Annotated in this window: 17 protein-coding genes and 1 pseudogene; 8 read left to right on the top strand and 10 right to left on the bottom strand. The window is 73.0% G+C overall.

Features of this window, described 5'->3' with window-relative positions:
• Window positions 1-23: 23 nt before the first annotated feature.
• Together ABT160_RS23385 and ABT160_RS23390 are read right to left on the bottom strand one after the other, a co-directional pair.
• Window positions 24-2,387, bottom strand: coding sequence for an ATP-binding cassette domain-containing protein (locus tag ABT160_RS23385; protein WP_351649695.1), 2,364 nt, complete (start codon window positions 2,385-2,387; stop codon window positions 24-26).
• A gap of 117 nt (window positions 2,388-2,504) precedes the next feature.
• Complete coding sequence (locus ABT160_RS23390; protein WP_351649696.1) at window positions 2,505-3,509, bottom strand: MsnO8 family LLM class oxidoreductase; 1,005 nt, start codon at window positions 3,507-3,509, stop codon at window positions 2,505-2,507.
• A gap of 73 nt (window positions 3,510-3,582) precedes the next feature.
• Between ABT160_RS23390 and ABT160_RS23395 the strand changes: the two genes are divergently transcribed.
• Window positions 3,583-4,071 carry a phosphatase domain-containing protein gene (locus ABT160_RS23395; protein WP_351649697.1) on the top strand — a complete coding sequence of 163 codons (489 nt, stop codon included), beginning with the start codon at window positions 3,583-3,585 and terminating at the stop codon, window positions 4,069-4,071.
• Between the two features lie 58 nt (window positions 4,072-4,129).
• On the opposite strand, the gene ABT160_RS23400 is transcribed toward ABT160_RS23395, so the two are convergent.
• A complete protein-coding gene (locus ABT160_RS23400; RefSeq protein WP_351649698.1) occupies window positions 4,130-4,354 on the bottom strand; it encodes a dodecin in 225 nt (74 codons plus the stop codon).
• A 310-nt stretch (window positions 4,355-4,664) separates the two neighbouring features.
• Here ABT160_RS23400 and ABT160_RS23405 point away from each other — a divergent pair, with 310 nt between their 5' ends.
• The 3 genes from ABT160_RS23405 to ABT160_RS23415 all read left to right on the top strand — a co-directional run bounded on the left by ABT160_RS23405 (window position 4,665) and on the right by ABT160_RS23415 (window position 7,960).
• Entirely contained in the window at window positions 4,665-5,912 is a 1,248-nt protein-coding gene (locus tag ABT160_RS23405; protein WP_351649699.1) for an extracellular solute-binding protein, read from the top strand.
• Between the two features lie 243 nt (window positions 5,913-6,155).
• On the top strand, window positions 6,156-6,944 hold the full coding sequence (locus ABT160_RS23410) for a GNAT family N-acetyltransferase (RefSeq protein WP_351649700.1): 789 nt from the start codon (window positions 6,156-6,158) through the stop codon (window positions 6,942-6,944).
• The gene (locus ABT160_RS23415) at window positions 6,941-7,960 is read left to right on the top strand and encodes a lysophospholipid acyltransferase family protein (protein WP_351649701.1); all 1,020 of its coding nucleotides are present in this window, start codon (window positions 6,941-6,943) and stop codon (window positions 7,958-7,960) included. The genes ABT160_RS23410 and ABT160_RS23415 overlap by 4 nt, the downstream gene beginning before the upstream one ends.
• Here the strand turns inward: ABT160_RS23415 and egtD are convergent.
• Genes egtD through egtA form a run of 4 tightly spaced genes read right to left on the bottom strand, consistent with a single transcriptional unit; the run spans window position 7,855 to window position 12,156 of the window.
• Complete coding sequence (gene egtD, locus ABT160_RS23420; RefSeq protein ID WP_351649702.1) at window positions 7,855-8,820, bottom strand: L-histidine N(alpha)-methyltransferase; 966 nt, start codon at window positions 8,818-8,820, stop codon at window positions 7,855-7,857. The two genes, ABT160_RS23415 and egtD, sit on opposite strands and share 106 nt — an antisense overlap.
• Window positions 8,817-9,572, bottom strand: a complete 756-nt coding sequence (gene egtC / locus ABT160_RS23425; protein WP_351649703.1) for an ergothioneine biosynthesis protein EgtC — start codon at window positions 9,570-9,572, stop codon at window positions 8,817-8,819. The genes egtD and egtC overlap by 4 nt, the downstream gene beginning before the upstream one ends.
• Complete coding sequence (gene egtB, locus ABT160_RS23430) at window positions 9,572-10,882, bottom strand: ergothioneine biosynthesis protein EgtB (protein WP_351649704.1); 1,311 nt, start codon at window positions 10,880-10,882, stop codon at window positions 9,572-9,574. Before egtB ends, egtC begins: the two co-directional genes overlap by 1 nt.
• Entirely contained in the window at window positions 10,879-12,156 is a 1,278-nt protein-coding gene (gene egtA, locus ABT160_RS23435) for an ergothioneine biosynthesis glutamate--cysteine ligase EgtA (protein WP_351649705.1), read from the bottom strand. The genes egtB and egtA overlap by 4 nt, the downstream gene beginning before the upstream one ends.
• A 155-nt stretch (window positions 12,157-12,311) precedes the next feature.
• Between egtA and ABT160_RS23440 the strand changes: the two genes are divergently transcribed.
• The gene (locus tag ABT160_RS23440) at window positions 12,312-13,142 is read left to right on the top strand and encodes a TIGR02452 family protein (RefSeq protein ID WP_351649706.1); all 831 of its coding nucleotides are present in this window, start codon (window positions 12,312-12,314) and stop codon (window positions 13,140-13,142) included.
• A gap of 156 nt (window positions 13,143-13,298) precedes the next feature.
• Here the strand turns inward: ABT160_RS23440 and ABT160_RS23445 are convergent.
• Window positions 13,299-13,601 (bottom strand): annotated as a pseudogene (locus tag ABT160_RS23445) (type II toxin-antitoxin system PemK/MazF family toxin); the annotation flags it as partial.
• A 45-nt stretch (window positions 13,602-13,646) separates the two neighbouring features.
• On the opposite strand from ABT160_RS23445, the gene ABT160_RS23450 reads away from it, so the two are divergent.
• The gene (locus tag ABT160_RS23450) at window positions 13,647-15,332 is read left to right on the top strand and encodes a recombinase family protein (protein ID WP_351649707.1); all 1,686 of its coding nucleotides are present in this window, start codon (window positions 13,647-13,649) and stop codon (window positions 15,330-15,332) included.
• A gap of 64 nt (window positions 15,333-15,396) precedes the next feature.
• Here the strand turns inward: ABT160_RS23450 and ABT160_RS23455 are convergent, their stop codons facing one another.
• Window positions 15,397-15,699, bottom strand: a complete 303-nt coding sequence (locus ABT160_RS23455) for a hypothetical protein (RefSeq protein ID WP_351649708.1) — start codon at window positions 15,697-15,699, stop codon at window positions 15,397-15,399.
• Window positions 15,700-15,763: 64 nt separating this feature from the next.
• The gene (locus ABT160_RS23460; RefSeq protein ID WP_351649709.1) at window positions 15,764-15,907 is read right to left on the bottom strand and encodes a hypothetical protein; all 144 of its coding nucleotides are present in this window, start codon (window positions 15,905-15,907) and stop codon (window positions 15,764-15,766) included.
• A gap of 1,526 nt (window positions 15,908-17,433) precedes the next feature.
• Here ABT160_RS23460 and ABT160_RS23465 point away from each other — a divergent pair.
• Complete coding sequence (locus ABT160_RS23465; protein WP_502984287.1) at window positions 17,434-17,892, top strand: phage terminase small subunit; 459 nt, start codon at window positions 17,434-17,436, stop codon at window positions 17,890-17,892.
• Complete coding sequence (locus tag ABT160_RS23470) at window positions 17,892-19,550, top strand: terminase large subunit domain-containing protein (protein WP_351649711.1); 1,659 nt, start codon at window positions 17,892-17,894, stop codon at window positions 19,548-19,550. Before ABT160_RS23465 ends, ABT160_RS23470 begins: the two co-directional genes overlap by 1 nt.
• Window positions 19,551-19,664: the final 114 nt, after the last annotated feature.

Genomic DNA, 19,664 nt, shown 5'->3' on the forward strand with positions numbered 1-19,664 from the left:
CCCGGGCCGCACCACGCCGGGCCTCAACTCCCCAGCGCCCGCGCCAGGTAAGGCGCCGTGCGGCTGTCCGCCGCGCCCGCCACCAGGGCCGGGGGACCCGCCGCCACGACCCGGCCGCCCTCGTCGCCGCCGCCCGGGCCCAGGTCCACCACCCAGTCCGCGCCCGCCACCACGTCCATGTCGTGCTCCACCACGACCACCGAGTGGCCCGCGTCCACCAGGCCGTGCAACTGCCGCATCAAGACCTCCACGTCGGCCGGGTGCAGGCCCGTCGTCGGCTCGTCCAGGACGTACAGCGTGTGCCCGCGCCGCAGCCGCTGGAGCTCCGTCGCCAGCTTGATGCGCTGCGCCTCGCCGCCCGACAGCTCGGTGGCGGGCTGCCCCAGCGTCAGGTAGCCGAGCCCGACGTCGAGCAGCGCCCGCAGCGCGCGCTCGGCGGCCGGGACGCCGGCGAAGAACTCCGCCGCCGCCTCCACCGTCAGCCCCAGCACCCCGGCGATGTCCAGCCCGTCCAGGCGCACCTGGAGGGTCTCCTCGTTGTAGCGCGCGCCGTGGCAGTCCGGGCAGGGCGTGTACGTGCTCGGCAGGAACAGCAGCTCCACCGAGACGAACCCCTCGCCCTGGCACGTCTCGCAGCGCCCGCCGGTGACGTTGAAGGAGAAGCGGCCCGCCTGGTAGCCGCGCGCCCGCGCCTCCTCCGTCTGCGCGAACAGCTTGCGCACCACGTCGAACAGACCGGTGTACGTCGCCAGGTTGGACCGGGGAGTCCTGCCGATCGGCTTCTGATCGACCGTCACCAGGCGCCGCACGCCCGGCAGTCCGTCCGTGATCTCACCGACGAGCGTCGACTTGCCCGAACCGGACACCCCGGTCACCGCCGTCAGCGCCCCCAGCGGCAGCTCCGCCTCGAGGCCGCGCAGGTTGTGCCTCTCCACCGGGCCCAGCTTCAGCCACCCCGACGGCTCGCGCACCGCCCGCGCGGGCGCGGGCCCGCGCCCGTACAGGAACCGCGCGGTCGCCGAACCCGCCACCTCGCCGAGGCCGTCGGGCGGCCCGCTGTACAGCACCTCGCCGCCGTGCACGCCCGCCCCCGGCCCCACGTCCACCAGCCAGTCCGCGCGGCGCACCACGTCCAGCTGATGCTCGACGACGAACACCGAGTTCCCCGCCGCCTTCAGCCGCTTCAGCACCACGAGCAGGGCCTCGGCGTCCGCCGGGTGCAGCCCCGCCGACGGCTCGTCGAGCACGTACACCACGCCGAACAGGCCCGCGCGCAGCTGGGTCGCAAGACGCAGCCGCTGCAGCTCACCCCCGGACAGCGTGGGCGTCGCCCGGTCCAGGCCCAGGTAGCCCAGGCCCAGCTCCGTCACCGTCGAGATCCGCGCCACCAGGTCCGCCGTGAGCACCCGGGCCGTCTCGCCGCCGCCCGCCCCGCGCTCCCGCAGCAGGTCCGCCAGCGCGGTCAGCGGCAGCGCCGCGAGCTCCGCGATCGTGCGGCCCGCGAAGGTCACCGCCAGCGCCTCCGCCCGCAGCCGCCCGCCCCCGCACTCCGGGCACGGCCCACTGCTCAGGAAGCGCTCCGCCTTCGCCCGCAGCGGCTGGCTCCTGGAGTCCGAGAAGGTGTGCATCACATAGCGCCTGGCGCTCATGTAGGTTCCCTGGTAGGGGCGTTGGATGCGCCCCGCCTCCCGGACCGGGTGGACCGTCACCACCGGCTGCTCGTCGGTGAACAGGATCCACGCGCGGTCCTCGGCCGCCAGCTCCCGCCAGGGCCGGTCCACGTCGTACCCCAGCGCGTCCAGCACGTCGCGCAGGTTCTTGCCCTGCCAGGCTCCGGGCCAGGCCGCGATCGCACCCTGACGGATCGACAACTCCGGGTCGGGCACGAGCAGTTCCTCGCTCGTGGTGTGCACGAGGCCAAGCCCGTGGCAGCCGGGGCAGGCGCCCGCGGCGGTGTTCGGCGAGAACGCGTCGGAGTCCAGGCGCGGCGCGCCCGCCGGGTAGTCGCCCGCCCGTGAGAACAGCATCCGCAGCGAGTTCGACAGCGTCGTCACCGTCCCCACCGAGGAGCGCGAGGACGGCGCCGAGCGGCGCTGCTCCAGCGAGACGGCCGGGGGCAGGCCGGTGATCTCGCCGACCTTCGGGGCGCCCACCTGGTGGATCAGGCGCCGCGCGTAGGGCGCCACCGACTCGAAGTAGCGCCGCTGGGCCTCCGCGTACACCGTCCCGAAGGCCAGCGAGGACTTCCCCGAGCCCGAGACGCCGGTGAACACCACCAGCGCGTCGCGCGGCACGTCGACGTCGACGCCCTTGAGGTTGTGCTCGCGCGCGTCGCGTACGCGCACGAAGCCGTCGGGGTGCTCAGCGGGGGAGGGACCGTCGTACATACCGGGCAGTCTAGGTGCCGGTCCCGTCATCCGGCCTGGTCAGCCCGGTGGGGCCCGGCCCTTCGCACCCGGCCCGGTCAGCTGCGCCTCGGCCCGGCGGGACGAGGACCGGCCGGGTCAGCTGCCGCTCAGCCCGGTGGCCCGGGCGAGGCGCCGGTAGGAGTCGAGCAGCGCGTCGCGGTCGTACGTGCTCGTCGTGACCAGGACCTCGTCCGCGCCCGTCTCCTTCACCGCCAGCTCCAGGGCCGCCGCCACCTGCTCCTCCGTGCCGTGCAGGTGGCCGCGGAGCCCGGCCTCGTACAGGTCCCGCTCCTTGCGGGTCATCTCCAGCGCCTCCACCCGCTCCCAGGCGGCCAGCGGCGGGAAGTCGCCCCGGGTGCGCGCGTACGCCCCGGCCCACGCCTCGCTCACCAGGAGCCGGCGGGCCTCCTCCTCGGTCGCCGCCACCGCGACCGTGCCCGCCACCACCACGTACGGCCGCTCCGCCCACGCGGAGGGCCGGAACGCCGTCCGGTAGCGCTCCACGGCGGCCAGCAGCTTCTCCCGGGAGCGCAGGTCGCCGATGACCAGCGGCAGCCCGGCCGCGGCGGCGATGTCCGCGCCCTCGCCGACCGCGAGGACGAACGGCGGCACCCGCAGCCCCTCGGCGGGCAGCGCGTGCACCCCGGAGCGGCCGGCCGCGAACCAGTCGAGGAGCTCGCCCAGCTGCCCGGCGAAGTCCCCGGCGTCGTGCTTGTCGCGCCCCAGCGCCCTGCGCACCCCGTCGGTGAACCCCACCGAGCGGCCCAGGCCCATGTCGATCCGCCCGGGGAACAGCGACTCCAGGACGCCGAACTGCTCGGCGACGACCAGCGGCTGGTGGTTGGGCAGCATCACCCCGCCGGTGCCGACCCGGATGCGGGAGGTCGCGGCGGCGACCGCCGCGGCCAGCACGGTGGGGGCGGAACCGGCGACCCCGGGCACGGAGTGGTGCTCGGACACCCAGAAGCGGTGGTAGCCGAGCGCCTCCACCTCGCGGGCCAGCCGCACGGTGTCGCGCAGCGCCTGCGGGCCGCCCGCGCCCTCGCGGACCCGGGAGCGGTCCAGGACGGAGATCGGGGTGGTGCCGTTCAGTGCGCTCACCCCTGGTGCAACACCGGCGGCGCCCGGAGATTCCCGCCGGACGGGAAAGCGCGGCCCGGCCTAGGCTGGTCGCGTGACCACCACCGACCGGCCGCTGGCCGTCTTCGACCTGGACGGGACCCTCGCGGACTCCGGCCACCGCCAGCACCACCTGGAGGGCGGCCGGCGCGACTGGAACGCCTTCTTCGCGGCGGCCCCCGAGGACCCGCCGCTCGCCGAGGGCGTCCGCAGGTGCCTGGAGGCGGCCGAGGAGTGCGAGGTCGTCTACCTGACCGGCCGCCCCGAGCGCTGCCGCCGGGACACCGGGGCGTGGCTGGCCGCCCAGGGGCTGCCGCGCGGGCGGATCTTCATGCGCGGCGACTCCGACCGTCGCCCGGCCCGGCTCACCAAGCTGGAGGTCCTGCGCCGGCTGGCCCGGGACCGCGAGGTGCGGATGCTGGTGGACGACGACGAACTCGTCTGCGACGCGGCCGAGCGGGCGGGCTACCGCGTGGTGCGGGCCCGCTGGACCGAGCGGTCGCCGACGCTGGAGCGGGCCCAGGAGGGGGAGGGGCGGACCTGACGACGGCCCGCCCCGTCCCCGTACGAGCACGGCCGCGCCGTCCCCGTACGCCCGGGGCTCAGGACTCGTCGTCGGTGTCCTCCAGCCTGAACCCGACCTTCATGCCGACCTGGTAGTGCTCCACCTGCCCGTCCACGATGTGCCCCCGGATCTGGCTGACCTCGAACCAGTCCAGGCCGCGCAGGGTGCGGGCGGCGCGCCCGATCCCGTTGCGGATGGCGTCGTCCAGGCCGGTCGTGGACGTGCCGACGATCTCGGTCACGCGGTACGTGTGGTTCGCCATGGGTGCCGCACTCCTCCCGGGCCGCGGGGCCCTCGTGCCGTCTCGCCTTCTCGGCGGGCTCCCTCCACCGTGCCCCACGGCGCCCCCGGGCGCGAGACGTCGTCCCGGGCGCCGCACGTTTCACGCCCCCACCGGCGCGTACCGCGGGTAAGCGGGCGCTCGGTTACCCGGCCCCGGCGGACCCGAAACATTCCGGGGGTTGACCGCTCCTTTGGTCCATACCAAACTCGGGGCGCATACCCGTGCGAACGCGGTTCGCTCCCCCCACATCGGGTCCGCCGTCCCCTGCCGATGTGCCGAAGGTGAACTCGTGAAGAACCGCTTCCTGGCCTGTACCGCGACCCTCGTGTCCGCCCTCGCCCTGAGCGGCTGCGGCCTCGTCCCCGGCGGATCGGCGCAGGACCGCACGGTCAGCGTCTGGCTGATGAAGGACAGCGTCTCCGAGGACTTCCTGAAGCGCTTCACCGAGGCGTACGAGAAGGAACACCCGGACATCGCGCTGAAGTTCACCTTCCAGGAGTGGACCGGCATCGGCGCCAAGGTGACCACCGCACTCAGGGGCGAGAACACCCCCGACCTGATCGAGGTCGGCAACACCCAGGTCGCCCAGTACGCCGAGACCGGCCGGCTCTACGACCTCACCCTGGAGTCGCTGCGCGACCTCGGCGCCAAGGACTGGCTGCCCGGCCTCGCCCAGCCCGGCAGCATCGACGGCGCGCAGTACGGCATCCCCTGGTACGCCGCCAACCGCGTCGTCATCTACAAGAAGGACCTGTTCGCCAAGGCCGGCATCACCGCCCTGCCCAAGACCCGCGCCCAGTGGCTCAAGGACACCGAGAAGCTCAACGGGTCCGGTTCCGAGGGCATCTACCTGGCGGGCCAGGACTGGTACACGCTCGCCGGGTTCGTCTGGGACGAGGGCGGCGAACTGGCCGTGGACAAGGGCGGCGTGTGGCAGGGCACGCTCGACAGCCCGGCCGCGCTGCGCGGCATGGACTACTACAAGGAGCTCCAGGAACTGGGCCGCGGACCGCGCGACGCCGACGAGATGACCCCGCCCCAGTCGGACGTCTTCGCCAAGCGCGACATCGCCCAGATCATCGCCACCCCCAGCATCGTCCCCGCCGTCCTCAAGGCCAACCCCGCGCTCAAGGACCAGCTGGGGTTCTTCGCCATCCCCGGCAAGAAGGCCGACCGGCCGTGCGCGGTGTTCACCGGCGGCTCCGACCTGATCGTCCCCGAGAAGGCGCGCAACCGCGGCGCCGCGGTGGAGGTCGTCAAGGCGCTCGCGGGCGAGAAGTGGCAGACGGAGCTGGCCCGTTCGATGAGCTACGTGCCCAACAAGACCACCCTGGCCCGCGTCGTGGAGGACGAGGAGGCCACCCGCGTGATGGCGGAGGGCGCGGTGTACGGTCAGGCGACGCCCAACTCCGCGCAGTGGGCCGAGGTCGAGGCCCAGAACCCGATCAAGCCGTACATGACGGCCGTGCTCAGGGGCGAGGACCCGAAGAAGGCGGCGAAGGCGGCCTCCGAGCGGATCACCTCCATGCTCCGGTAGTCACTCCGGGGGATCGGTCCCGCTCCGGGGGATCGGTCCGGGGCCGTCGTCCGCACGGGCCCCGGGTACGGACCCGGTCCGGGCCCGTCGTCCTCAAGGGCCCCCGGGTACCCGGCCATTCAGCAGGCCCACACCCGCCTGCCCCCGCACGGTCACGTCGAATCCAGCCGGTCACGGAAGAAACAAGGGGCCGGGCCGCCGCAGCCGCGGTCCGCCCCCTTCCGTACGGCAGAGGAGACCGCCATGACCGCCACCAGCGCCGCAGTCGCCCCCGAACCGCTCCCCGCCGCCACCGGGGCCCCCGGCCGGTACGTCGTCGGGCTCGCCCGCGACCAGGAGGACGTGCGCGCCGCCCAGCGGCTGCGCCACCTGGTCTTCGCCGGTGAGCTCGGCGCCCGCCTCGAAGGGCCCGAACCCGGCCTGGACGGCGACGCCTTCGACGCGTACTGCGACCACCTGCTGGTCCGCGAGGAGGCCACCGGGGAGGTCGTCGGCACCTACCGGCTGCTGCCGCCCGAGCGGGCCCGGGCCGCCGGACGCCTCTACTCCGAGGGCGAGTTCGACCTCTCCCGGCTGGACCCGATCCGCGACGACCTGGTCGAGGTCGGCCGCTCCTGCGTCCACCCGCTGCACCGCGACGGCGCCGTGATCTCGCTGATCTGGGCCGGCATCGCCCGCTACCTCACCAGCAGCGGCCACACCTGGCTGGCCGGCTGCTGCTCGATACCCCTGGCCGACGGCGGCGCCCTGGCCGCCGCCACCTGGGACACCGTGCGCGCCAAGCACCTGGCCCCCGAGGAGTACTGGGTCACCCCGCACAAGCTGTGGACCCCCGGCGCCGCCACCCGCCCCGCCGCCCGTACCGAACTCCCCCCGCTGCTGCGCGGCTACCTCAGGCTCGGCGCCTGGGTCTGCGGCGCGCCCGCCCACGACCCCGACTTCGGCGTCGCCGACCTCTACGTCCTGCTGTCGCTGCGCCGCACCAACCCCCGCTACCTGCGCCACTTCCTCTCGCTCGCCCCGGTGCGATGAGCACCGCCGCCTCCGCCTGGCTGCCCACCGCCCCCTGCACTCCCGAGCGCTGCGCCACCCGCCCCGGGCTCCGGGCCGCCGCAGCGCCGCGCACGGCCGCCCGGCTGCTCGCCGGCCTGCTCACGGTGCTCGCCGGGGTCCTGCTCACCCCGCTCGCCCCGCTGGCGGGCGCCGCCGTCCGCGCCCGGCTGACCCGGCTGTGGTGCCGCGCGGTGGTACGCGCCTTCGGCGTGCGCGTCCGGGTGGCCGGCGCGACCCTGGCCCCCGGCGCGTCGCTGGTGGTCGCCAACCACATCTCCTGGCTCGACATCCCGCTCGTCGCCTCGGTGCTGCCCGGCCGCATGCTCGCCAAGCGCGAGGTGCGCCGCTGGCCGCTGCTCGGGGCGCTGGCCGCCCGGGGCGGCACCGTCTTCCTCGACCGGGACCGGCTGCGCGCCCTGCCGGGGACGGTACGGGAGGTGGCCGACGCCCTGCGCGGCGGCTCCCGCGTCGTGGTCTTCCCCGAGGGCTCCACCTGGTGCGGGCGCGAGCAGGGGCGGTTCCGGCCCGCCGCCTTCCAGGCCGCCCTGGACGCGGGCGTGCCCGTACAGCCCGTACGCCTCGGCTACGCGCCCACCGGACCCGCCGCGTTCGTCGGGGACGACCCGCTGCTCGTCTCGCTGTGGCGGATCGCGGCGGCCCGCGGGCTCACCGCGGAGGTCCGGATCCTGCCGCCGGTCCCCGCGGGCCGCCACACCGACCGCCGCGCCCTCGCCCTGGAGGCGCAGACCGCGATCGCCCGGTCGGTGGACGGCCGGAGCGTGACCGCCGCGGCCCTGGACGCCCGGTCCGCGAGGGGCCGGTCCGTGAACGGCCGGAACGGGGCGGCCGCGCCCGTGCGCGCAACGGCCGCCCCCGTCCGCCCGCCCGCTCAGACCGCCGTGGCGAGCGACAGCGCGAACCGGCCCGCCGCGTCCGTCCACCAGTGCGTCAACTCAAGCCCCGCCGTGACCAGTTCGGTGCGCACCCCGTCCTGACGGAACTTCGCCGACACCTCCGTGCGCAGCTCCTCCCCGGCCTCGAACGGCACCACCAGGTCCAGGTCGGGGACCTTCAGGGTCAGCGCCTCGCGGGCCCGCAGCCGCATCTCGATCCACTCGTGCTCGCGGTCCCACACCGCCACGTGGTCGAAGTCGTCCGGGTCCACGTCGGCGTCCAGCTCCCGGGCCAGCACCGCGAGCACGTTCTTGTTGAACTCGGCGGTCACCCCCGCCGCGTCGTCGTACGCCGCGACGAGCTCCCGCTCGTCCTTCACCAGGTCGGTGCCGAGCAGCAGCGCGTCCCCGGGCGCGAGCAGCGCCCGCACCGAGTCGAGGAAGGCGGCCCGCTCGGGTGGCAGCAGGTTGCCGATCGTGCCGCCCAGGAACGCGACGAGCCGCGGCCCGGGCGTCCCGGGCAGGGCCAGGCCCCGGGTGAAGTCCGCCTCCAGGGCGTGCACGTGCAGGCCCGGCAGCTCGGCGGTGAGCGCCTCGCCGGCCAGCCGCAGCGCGCTGCGGCTGACGTCCACCGGGACGTACGCGTCGAGCCCGGGCAGCAGTGCGTCGATGAGGTGGCGGGTCTTCTCGGACGAGCCCGAGCCCAGCTCCACCAGGGTGCGGGCTCGGGTCGCGGCGGCGATCTCGGCCGCGCGCGCGATGAGGATCTCCCGCTCGGCGCGGGTCGGGTAGTACTCCGGCAGCCGGGTGATCTCCTCGAACAGCCGGCTGCCCCGGGCGTCGTAGAACCACTTGGGCGGCAGCTCCTTGGGGGTGCGGGTCAGTCCGTGCAGCACGTCGCTGCGCAGTTCGGCTCCGGCGGCGTCCTCGGGCAGGGTCCTGGTCAGCAGGAACGGGCTCACGCGGTGGGCTCCTTGAGCGGGGTCAGCAGGACGTCGGTGGGGGTGGCGGCGAGCAGGCTGCGGTCGGGCACCTCGCGCCAGTGCGGGTCGTCGTCGTAGGGCTCGGAGGCCACCACGGTGCTCCGGCCCGGCTGCGCCAGGTACCAGAGGGTGTCGCCCCAGGCGGTCGCGGCGATCGTCGTGCCGTCGGTGAGCAGCAGGTTCAGCCGCGAGCCCGGGGCCGCGGCGGCGACCTCGTGGACCGTGTCGGCCAGCGCCTGGCCCAGCTCGTCGCCGTCGCGCAGCCGGTGCAGCACCAGGGCCCACACCAGGGCCGCGTCGCAGCGCGCCTCCAGGGAGAGCAGCTCGGCGGCGGGCAGCGCGGCGGCCGGACCGGCCAGCGACCCGGGCCAGCCGCGCACCGCGCCGTTGTGGCTGAACAGCCAGGGCTCGGCGGCGAACGGCGCGGCGGCCGCTTCCGCGTCGGCGCCCGGGGCGGTGGCGTCGCGCACCGCGGCGAGCAGCGCGCCCGAGCGCACCACCCGGGCCAGGTCGGCGAAGGACGGGTCGGCCCAGATCGGTCCCGCGCGCCGGTAGCGGGCCGGGACCGGGTCGCCCTCGGCGTACCAGCCCACGCCGAAGCCGTCCGCGTTCACCGTCCCGTACCGCTGCGCGCGCGGCTCCCAGGACTGCCGGTACAGGCCGTGCGCGGGGCGCACCAGGACCTCCTCCAGGGCCACCGGCGGGCCGAGGAAGGCGAGGTGACGGCACATCAGGCGTCCCTCGCGGTGCGGAACCCGCTGAAGATCTGGCGGCGCACCGGGAGGTCCCAGTTGCGGAAGGTGCCCCGGCAGGCCACCGGGTCCACGGCGAAGGAGCCCCCGCGCAGCACCTTGTGGGCGGCGCCGAAGAACACCTCGGAGTACTCGCGGTAGGGGAACGCGGCGAAGCCCGGGTAGGGCAGGAAGTCGCTCGCGGTCCACTCCCACACGTCGCCCACCAGCTGGCGCACCCCGAAGGCCGAGGCGCCGTCGGGGTAGGCGCCCGCCGGGGCCGGGCGCAGGTGGCGCTGGCCCAGGTTGGCGTGGCGCGGCTCCGGGTCCGCGTCGCCCCAGGGGTAGCGGCGCGAGCGTCCGGTGGCCGGGTCGTGGCGGGCGGCCTTCTCCCACTCGGCCTCGCCGGGCAGCCGGCGCCCGGCCCAGCGGGCGTAGGCGTCCGCCTCGTACCAGCTGACGTGCAGTACCGGCTCGTCGTCCGGGACCGGCTCGGTCACCCCGAAGCGGCGGCGCAGCCACTGGCCGCCCTCGCGGTGCCAGAAGAGGGGCGCCCCGATCGAGTGGCGCCGCACGTGCTCCCAGCCCTCGGGCGCCCACCAGCGGGCGTCGCGGTAGCCGCCGTCGTCCACGAAGTGCCGGTAGCGGGCGTTGGTGACGGGCACGGTGTCGATCCAGAAGGCGGGCACCAGACGGGGGTGCGCCGGGCGTTCGTTGTCCAGGGCCCACGGCTCGGTGGAGGTGCCCATGGTGAACGGGCCGCCGGGCACCAGGACTTCGGCGGGCAGGCCGCTCGTGGAGCCGGGCGGTGGCGGCGGCGCGTGCAGCGCGGGCGCCCCCTCCCGCAACTGATGGGTGATCAGCATGGTCTCGTCGTGCTGCTGTTCGTGCTGGGCGACCATGCCGAAGGCGAAGCCCGCGTCGAGCAGCGGGTCCCCTTCGAGGGGTACGCCGTCGAGCACGTCGAGCACCCGCTCGCGCACCTCGCCGGCGTACGCGCGCGCCTGGACCGGGGAGAGCAGCGGCAGTGTGGGGCGAGTGGCGCGCGGGTGCGCGAACGCGTCGTACAGCGGGTCGATCTCGGGGCGCAGCGGCGTGCGGCCTCCGACGGCCCGCAGCAGCCACTGCTCCTCCTGGTTGCCGATGTGCGCCAGGTCCCACACCAGCGGGGACATCAACGGCGAGTGCTGTGCGGTGAGGTCGGGCTCGTCGACGCAGGAGGTGAGCAGGGCCGTGCGGGCGCGCGCCGTCGTGAGCGCGTCCAGGGCCCGTCGCCTGAGGCGTTCCGGGTCCTCGAAGGGGTCGGTCATGTGCGGGCGTCCTTCCCGGTGAAGGCGAGTTCCACGTCGTCCGCGGGGCAGCGGCCCTTGGCCACGTACTGGTCGTGGAACGCGGCCACCGCGTCCACCACGGACGGGGACGCGCCCACCCGGGGCAGCGCCTCGAGCGCGATGCCGAACGCGGCCAGGGCCGCGCCGTGCAGCTCGGGGTCGCGCACGCCGTGGCGGGCCGCGTCGATCCACAGCGGGTTGCGCGGCGCGGGCAGCGGACCCGCCCGCTCCGCCAGCGGCGCCACCACCCGCTGCACGGCCTCGGCCGCCTCCGGGTCGTCGAACAGCGCCGTGCACACGGCCAGCGGCACGATCCAGCCCTGCTCGCCCGGCTGGGCGTCGATCATGCGGAACTCCAGGTGGCCCCGGGGGCGCACCGGCGGGAAGAGCGTCGTGCGGTGGTACTCCAGGTCCTGCGCGGTGGGCGGCCGGGGCGCTCCGGTGCGGATCCACTGGCGGAACGTCAGGTCGTGCGGCACGTCCCAGGGGCCCTCGGGGGTGCGCACGCAGAGCACCGGGGAGTCCAGCACGTGCCGCGCCCAGGCGTCGCGCGGGTCGCCGGCGTCGGTCGGGGCCAGGGTGCGCACCGCGTCCAGCTCGGTCCAGATCAGCTGCCGGGTGGACCGCCAGCCGGTCCTCCTGCCCTCGTAGCAGGGGGAGTTGGCGAACGCGGCGACCAGCACGGCACCCAGCAGGTGCGCGGTGCGCCAGCGCTCGCGGAAGCCCAGCGGCCCGGGCCCGTCGTGCCCGGCGTCCAGGCAGACCTGCACCGAGGCCGAGTCGCACATCATCGCGAGACCGCTGGGGCCGGTGCGGCCGAAGTAGACCTGGAGGGCGTCGAACCGGCGGTCGCGCACGGCGCGGCGGCGCGGCGGGGACCAGGGGTCGACTCCGTAGCCGGAGAGCACCAGCCGGTGGGCGGCGAACTCGCGGCGCACCGCCCGCAGATCGGCGGTGACCTGGTCCACGCAGCTCATCAGCGAGGACGCGGGCGGCGAGCTGAGCTCGACCTGCCCGCCCGGCTCGATGGTGAGCGGGGAGTTCAGGGGGAGGGCGCGGGCCTTTCCGAAGGCCGCCCACAGGTGGTACGGGACGACGTTCCGCCGGGCGGAACGCGCGTCATGGACGATGAGTTCGACCTCGACGCCGACGGTGCCGGGCGGGCCGGTCTTGAAGCAGATACATCGCAGTAACTCCTCGGCCTCGTCCTCGCCGATGGGCGGGCCGTCCGGCCCGGGGACCTGGCTCGTCATGCGCGACCTCCCGTGGGGTGGTGGTGCGTCCGTCGTCCAGTAAGGCCACTCGGGCCGGTTCGCACAAGAGTGCGTCCCCGGCCGGGCCCCGGACCATGGTGCGGACCTGCGAAAAGCGTTTGCCATACGGCGTCCCTCGCACGCACGATCGAGCCATGAGCGCACGACTGCGAGGGATCGCGAAGGAGACCGAGGCCATCGTCGAGGCGGGACGCTACCGCGCCCCCGACGGGCGTTCGGTCTCGATCGAGGCCGCGCTCGCGACGCCCCTCACCGGTACCCGGATGTACGGGCCCGAACCGCTCGGCGTCACCCCCGCCACGGACCGCGCCACCGCCTTCGAGGTCACCGGCGAGTCCAGCCTGGAGGCCGCCCGCCGGCTCACCCTCGCCTCCGGCGCACCGGTCGCCGTGCTCAACTTCGCCTCCGCGCGCAACCCCGGCGGCGGCTACCTCAACGGCGCCCAGGCGCAGGAGGAGGCCCTGTGCCGGGCCTCCGCGCTCTACGCGGCCCTGCTGACGGCCCCGGAGTTCTACGCCCACCACCGCGCCGAGCGCGACGCGTTCTACACCGACCGGGTCGTGCACTGCCCGGCCGTCCCCGTCTTCCGCGACGACCGCGGCGCACTGCTCGCCCAGCCGTACGCGGTCGGCTTCCTCACCTCGCCCGCGCCCAACGCCGGGGTGATCGAGGCCCGTTCGCCGGAGCTCGCCGACCGGATACCCGCCGCGCTGGAGCGGCGGGCCGAGCGCGTCCTGGAGAGCGCCGTCGCCGAGGGCTACCGGCGCCTGGTGCTCGGCGCCTGGGGCTGCGGGGTGTTCCGCAACGACCCCGCCCGGGTCGCCGACGCCTTCCGCGCGCACCTGGCCGACGGGGGCCGCTTCGCCCGCCACTTCGACCAGGTGGTCTTCGCGGTCCTGGACCGCACCGCGCGCCAGGGCACGATCCAGGCCTTCCGGGAGGCGTTCGCGGACCTGGCGGCGTAGTCCGGAGCCCGTCGTCCGGACCGCACACCAGGGCCCGGACCGTACGAGAACCGTACGAGCAGGACCCGGACCGCCACACGAGGGAGCGTGAGGGCGCGCCCCGGACCGTCAAGGCCCCCGGGCGCGGACCTCACCGCCCCGGTCGTCGCGGCACGCTCAGCTCCACCCGTACCGCTCGCACAGCCGGCGCGTCACCAGGTCGAAGCGCCCCCGGTCCAGCGCGCACGCCTCGCGCCGCATGCCCGCCTCGTGCACCCGGAGCACCCGGTCCAGGTCCACCCACGACTCGCGCCCCGCCGTGTCCCACGGCCCGACCCCGATCGCCACCCACTCCCGGTCGTGGTCGTGCCGCTTGCTGGAGAGCTGCACGGCGAGCAGCGTGCCGCACTCCTCGCGCGCCACCACCAGCACCGGCCGGTCCTTGCCCCGTCCGTCCCGCTCCTCGAACGGCACCCAGGTGCTTGCAACAGGTGCAAGCGAGGTGATTGGGTCACAATGGGTGTTATGCACGAAGAGGAACCGAAAAAGGCCATATGGGGGATTCTGGCCCGCAAGTCGAAAGTCCTCTCCGATTCCGACAGGCGGCGGGAACAGTCCACGGACGCGCAGGTTGCGCAGGGTCGCCGAGCTGCGGAGCGAGAGGGGGCCGAGGTTCCGCCGGAATACATTTGGGTCGAGCTGGGGTCGGCGTACCGGGAACGGCAGCGCGACAAATTCGATGACGCGCTGGCCGCGCTGGCGGCGGGCATGATCGACACGCTTTGGTGCTTCGACATCTCGCGGTACAGCCGTAAGGGTGCGGATGACCTGTTGCGGGTGGTCAAGCGAGACGGTTCCGGCGGGCGCGTGATCTTCGATTACGAGGGTCTGGACAGCGCCAACCCGCGTGACCGCAAGTGGATCATCAACCGGGCTGAAGAGGCTCGGGAGTACAGCGAGAAGCTGTCGGCAAACGTCAGGAACACCAAGCGCGACCAGCGCGACAGGGGCATGTGGCTTTCGGCTCCGCCTTACGGCCTGGAGGTCGAGCCTAAGACGCGCAAGCTCCGCAGGGGCCGCACCGTCGCGCGACCGGCGACCGAGGAGCGGCCGGAGGTCCTCACGTGGGAAGTGGCCTACCGGATCATCGCGGAGGCCGCCGACGGCGGGCGGGACAACTCGCTACGGAAGATCGCCGAGCGGCTGACCGATGACGGCCTACCGGGCCCCGCCAATGTGCCCTGGGGTATCTCGTCCATTCACCGGATCATCAAGCACCCCGCGTACCAGGGGTGGCAGATCATCAGTCAGTGGCGCACCACCCAATACGTACTGCCCTACCGCAACGCGGCGGGCGAGCTGGTGCCTGTTATGGCGGCGGGCGAGGAACCGATCACCACGGAGGAGTTGGCCAAGCAGGCGCGACGGAACGTCAGCAACCGCAAGGACTCCATGCCCAACAAGTTCGCCGGAAAGCCGGGAACGGGGGATGGACACCTGCTGACGGGCCTTGCCCGCTGCTACGGCTGCTTCGGCGGCGCGTCCTGGACCTCTCTCGGATATGCGTGCTCCAAGCACCGCCGGACGCCCGGGGCGTGCCCGGAGCCCGCCTACCTGCGCGCCGCGCTGGTCGAGGAGTACGTAGTCGAGCAGTGGAAGACCCGGGTTGCGTCCATCGACATGACCGACGAGGCAGACGCCGAGCTGATTATGGCCATCACGGCCCGCTGGGCGGCCCTTCAGAACCCGGAGGAGACCGAGGAGGGCCGGGAGGCCCTGGAGGCTCTGAAGGCCGCTGAGGCGGCGCTGCAAGACCTCGTGGAAGGCCGGTACAAGCGCAAGGAGTTCGAGGGCCCCCTGCGGAAGCTGTACGCCCCGATGCTCAACGACGCAATGACGCTGGTGGAGGCCGCGAAGGAGGCGGCGGCCCCGTACGAGAAGGCGACCCCTGTAGCGCCATTCGTCGGCGACCGGACGCTAGTGGACGAGGCGTGGGACGCGGCCGACATGCCCACCCGGCAAGACCTGCTCCAGCTCGCCATCCGGGCAGTCGTCGTGCGCAAGCACCAGGGCGCACAGCCGACCATCCATGAGCCCCCGAAGGTTGCGGAGCGGACGACGATCTACTGGCACGACGACCCGATGCCGGAGGGGCTGGTCAAGGCTCTTGCGAGCCGCAGGGGCGGCCGGAAGCGCAAGCGGCTGGCGTGACCCGACAACTCGACGGCCCTCGTTCCAGCGCGGAGCGGGGGCCGTCGGCGTGCCTGGTGCGGCCCTATCCTTCGGGTTCGGCGTGGATGCCCCGCATGGTCTCGATCGTCGCGTTCATCAGCTCGATGTCCGCCTTCTTGATCCTGGCTTCCAACTCGCGCCGCGTCTCGGGGTCTTTGGTGTTGTCTAGCCGCTCCTGGAGCCGTTTGCGGAGCCCCTTCCACTGCCAGTAGGAGAGCCGGTCGTCGGCGTAACTGCGCACGGCGGCGATCAACGGGGGAAAGAACACGACGACGACGATCGATGACCAAATGACGATCTTCCCGCCCCAGTTGTCGGTACCGACGTTGAACCCGATGGTGGTCATCAGGACAGCGATACCGGCACTGCCGACGTCATCGACAGTGAGCGAGCGGGGCCGTACTCGCACCTTAGGGGGCATCGGGGCCCCCCTCTTGGTCCTTGACGGGCGGCGGCTTCTCGATGGATTTGATCTTTCGCTCGCGCTCCAGGACCCTCCGGATGATCTCCAGCGCAGGCACCAACGTCGCCACTGCGGCAAGCGTGGAAATCATCGCGGCAACGTACGTGCCCCACGACATAGACATACGGTCAGGCTAGGGCAGGCCAGCGGAGCGTAGGCGGAGTTCCGGATCTCAGCGAGGACGGCGGGTGTAGCTGGGCTCCTAGCTACGGCCAAGTAACCCCCTTCTGACCTGCAAGAGTGTAGGAGTGTAGGAAAACACCCACATTCCACAATCCCTATGGAGTCTCTAAGGGAAACCGGGATGTAGCTCATTTCCTACACTCCTACACCCGTACCGGGCACGGGAGTTGTACCCCGCTCCCACTTAACCCTTATGCAGCCCCTCGCGCGCGCGTGCGCGCCTATGCGACGCCCCGAGGGCCTGCGGCCCCCTCGTGCGTGGCTCCCGGCCGGAAACTCTCTCCTCCGCCCGGTTCTGAGCCCCGAGGGGGCTTGAACTTGTCGTACGGGGAAGGGGGTTCGCGTCATGCGCGGCAGCGACTATCACGCGCGCGCTGAACAGGCGCGGGCGCACCGTCGGCGACTGGCCATTCGTGAGCGGGCAGGGTTCCGCTGTGAGTGGCTGGACGACCCGGCCGACCCTTCCACCCGCTGTGCCGCAGCCGGTCCCCGTGTCGTGGGTGACCGGTGCTTGTGCCCGGCCCACGAGCGGGCGGCGAACGTCGCCCCCTGCAAGGGCTGTTGCCTGCACGGTTGAGGGTTCCCAACGGGGGAGGGGTCGAAGGACCCTTCGCCGGCGGGGCCGAAGGTCCCCCGCGGGGCCCGGTCCCTGGAGCCCCCGATCACCCCCTAGGCCCGAACAGGGCTGTACAGCAGCCTTCTTGGCGCTGTTGTGGTCCACGGGCACCGGAGGTGGTGGGGCATGGCGTGGGAAGGGTCGGACCGTGGCTCACGGCTCCCCCCGGACTGGCCCCTACTGAGGGCCCGCATCCTGGCGGCGGCCGACTACCGCTGTCAGTGGCTACGCGTCGACACGGGCGCACGCTGCGGCCGGTACGCGAACCAGTGCGACCACATCGAGCCGGGCGACAATCACGACCCTGCGAACTTGCAGGCTCTGTGCCAGTGGCACCACGCCCGTAAGTCCAGCGCTGAAGGTGCACGCGCCCGCAACGAGACGCGCGTCGTCAAGCAACGGGCAGCAGAGCTGAGCCCGTTCGAGCGCAGGGCCCAACGCGCGGCCCGCTGACGGCCCATCGCATGCCGTCCCGCGCCGCTGCAACGCTCGCTCGACGCAAGCAAGTTCATCTTGCATGCGCTCGACCGTGATGCGCAGCGCGCACGAGCGGCGATGCGCGGTTGGGGTGAAGGAGAACTCTCCGGGTGGCTTCAAGACCCCTGGGGGGTGACCCCCGATCGCTTCCAGCCCCACCCGGGGCCCAATAGCAAGCGGCCCTCTGTACGGGTCTGGGGGTTTGCCGGGCGGTCACCCCGGGGCCCCTTCTGGCCTTGCGCTGCCAGCTTCGTGCCCGCCAACTACCGGCGGAATTCCGCTGGCATACGCGCGCGCACACGCGAGGCAAGATCAACGGCGCACCGAGGGAGGTACCCGCCATGGCCGGGTACGGACCCCCGCCAAAAGACGAGAAGCACGGGCGAACCCCGAACCTCGGCAGCGCTGTTGAGCCTGCCGACGTCGAGGGAGTCCCGGCCCCGGAGCTGCCGACGCCCCGCAAGTGGCTGACGGCGACGCGGGATTGGTGGGCGGCGTGGGTGGACTCCCCGCAAGCCGCTGTTTTCCAGGTCACTGACTGGCAGCGCCTCCTCGCGCTGCTGCCGATGGTCGACGGCTACAACCGGCTCATGAGCAAGGCGGGGGCGGACCCTCGCGCGCTGCGGGCCGGGAAAGACGTACTCGGCGAGATCCGGCAGAACGAGAGCCTGTTGGGCGCGACGCACACGGACAGGCTCCGTGGGCGGCTGACGACCGGCCAGGCGACCGGGGCCCGCGCGGAGCGCGTGGCCGACCAGGGCGAGGCGGAGAACGTCGTCGCGCTCTTCGGGGGTGCTTGATGCACGTCGGCACTATCCCGGAGTTCAAGCCGCGCGAGACGCACCCCGAGAACTGGCCGAAGCTCGACCAGTCCATCGGGTACGCGGCCATCGCGTGGATGAACCGCTTCCTGATCCAACCGGACGGCGACCGGGCGGGCGAACCGCTCGAACCGACCGAGGAACAGCAGCACTTCATAGCCTGGTGGTACGCGTTCGACGCCGACGGGAAGTTCGCCTTCCGGCGGGCGGCGCTGCGCCGCTCCAAGGGTTGGGGTAAGGGCCCGTTCGCGGCGATGCTCGCCCTATTCGAGCTGTGCGGGCCGTGCCTGCCGGACCGGGTCGTCAAGACCTCGCTCGGCCTGGCGGTGGCCCTCGGTCGGGAGCACCCGGCCCCGCTGGTGCAGTTGGCGGCCGTCTCGTACTCGCAGACCGAGAACACGTTCGCGAGCATCCGGGGCATGGTGTCGCCGCTGCTGCGCGAGGCGTACGGAATCGACGACGGCGCGACGCGCATTCTGATGCGGCACCAGACCGGCCGCCGGGTGCGCAGAGGCAAGCTGGAGCCGGTAACCACGTCCTCAAGTTCCCTTGAGGGCAACCGAACGAGCTTCTTCATCCTGGATGAGCCTCACCACCTGGTGAAGGCCAACGGGGGGCACAAGCTGGCGGCTGTGCTGCGACGTAACGCTGCCAAGGTCAACGGCCGGGGCATCGAGACGACGAACGCGCACTCGCCGGGCGAGGAGTCCGTAGCGGAAGCGACGTATGAGGCGTACCTCAAAGTCGCTGCGGCGCGGGCTGGTCATGCCGGGTTGCTCTACTCGGCGTTGGAGGCTCCGCCGGATACGGACCTTGGCGACGAGGAGTCCGTACGGCGGGCGCTGGCGATCTGCTACCAGGGGTGCCCGTGGATCGACATTGATCGGCTGGTTGATGAGATCTACGACCCGGGCACGTCGGCGGACGAGGCGATGCGCTTCTACTTCAGTCGCGTTGTCGCCGCGTCGGATGCGTGGTTGGACCCGGCGGACGTTGATGCCGCCGTGGCGGTCGACCAGGAGCCGACCGAGGACGGCGGGATCGTGGCGCTCGGGTTCGACGGCTCCCGGGGCAGCGATGCAACGGCCCTGGTCGCCGTGGACGTCCTCTCAGGGCATGGCTGGACCCTTGGGGTCTGGCAGCGCCCGGACGGCCCGCAGGGGGACGGCTGGACGGTTCCGACCGAGGACATTGACCGTGTTGTGCGGTCGGCGTTCGACCGGTGGCGGGTGGCGGCGTTCTTCGCCGACTACGCGTTCTTCGAGTCGTACATCGACCGGTGGGCCGAGGACTTTCACGAGTCCCTATTCGTCAAGGCTGGGCCCGGCCACTCCGTCGCTTTCGACATGCGTCGCCGCATACGGGACTTCACCTATGCGGCCGAGTCGGCATGTGCGGCGTTCGAGGACAAGTCCCTATCGATCGCGGACGACCCGCATCTGATCACCCATCTGAAGAACGCGCGACGGCGGCCGAATGCCCACGGGGTGGGGTTCGGCAAGGAGTCGCGCGAGTCGCTGCGCAAGGTGGATTGCGCGGCTGCTCTGGTGCTGGCGCGTGAGGCCCGACGGCGGGCTATCGAGTCGGGCGTCATTGAGCGGTGGGTGTCGGAGCCGGGGATCGTCTACGGCTTCTGACCGGCGGTATTCCGCTGGTGCCCCAACTGAAAGGCCCCGCCCTGTGGGTGACGTTCGTTCTGCCCTGGCGGGCGCAATCGTTCAGCGCAAGCGTGAAATGCCGGAGCTGGTTCG

It is taken from the genome of Streptomyces sp. NPDC001941, from assembly GCF_040296945.1.
GTDB lineage: Bacteria > Actinomycetota > Actinomycetes > Streptomycetales > Streptomycetaceae > Streptomyces.